1 protein-coding gene and 1 pseudogene are annotated in these 777 nt (G+C 56.0%); both read left to right on the plus strand.

Going from position 1 to position 777, the window contains the following annotated elements:
* The first annotated feature begins 25 nt into the window (after nucleotides 1-25).
* Nucleotides 26-365, plus strand: a pseudogene (locus NQ050_RS11010) (transposase).
* Nucleotides 362-777 (plus strand): IS3 family transposase (locus NQ050_RS11305; RefSeq protein WP_368737072.1); only part of this gene is annotated, 416 nt, incomplete at its 3' end. The pseudogene NQ050_RS11010 and the gene NQ050_RS11305, both read left to right, overlap by 4 nt.

Raw genomic sequence — 777 nt, forward strand, 5'->3', positions numbered from 1 at the left:
TGAAGTGTCCCGGGTTTTGTTCCGTTTGAGTAGATGGGAAAATCTGGAACATGCCAAAGAAGTTTGATCAGGATGCGAAGGACCGTGTGGTCCGCTTGGTTGAGGATCGTATTCTGGCGGAGAATCTTTCACTGCAAGCCGCATGCCAGGCAGTCGCGCCTAAACTGGGCGTGTCGTGGCACAGCGCTCGCCAATGGGTTCAACAAGCCCGCCGTGACGGTGGTGTCACTCGTGCTGAGGAAGATATCATTGCTGAAAATGCGAGGCTGCGCCGAGAAAACCAAGAGCTTCGTGATACCAACGAGTTGTTGAAGGCGGCGTCGGCTTTTTTCGCGTCCGAACTCGACCCAAAACGTCGGAAATGATCCGATTCATCGATGCGCACCGGGATCGTTTCACAGTCGAGTTCATCTGTACGACGTTGAAGAACAATCGCGAGGGTGGTTTTATAACCTCGCGTGGCTACCGCCAATCAAAGGCCCGTGGGATAAGTGCCCGCCGGCACCGAGACGCTGCTTTAATCGACCGCATCCGCACGCTGCACGCTGAAAACTTCCGTGTGTACGGGGTAAGGAAAATGTGGCATGCGCTTCGCCGCGACGGAATTGATATTGGTCGCGAGCAAACAGCCAGGCTAATGCGCTTGGCTGGAGTATCTGGCAGGGCCAAAGGCCGAGGTCCTGTGACAACACGTAAGTCACGTCGGCCGGATCTGCGCCCTGACTTGGTCCATCGGCACTTTAGGGCCCCTGGGCCCAATAAGTTGTGGGTGGCCGA

The organism is Corynebacterium sp. 122RC1, assembly GCF_024580955.1.
Taxonomy (GTDB): domain Bacteria; phylum Actinomycetota; class Actinomycetes; order Mycobacteriales; family Mycobacteriaceae; genus Corynebacterium; species Corynebacterium kozikiae.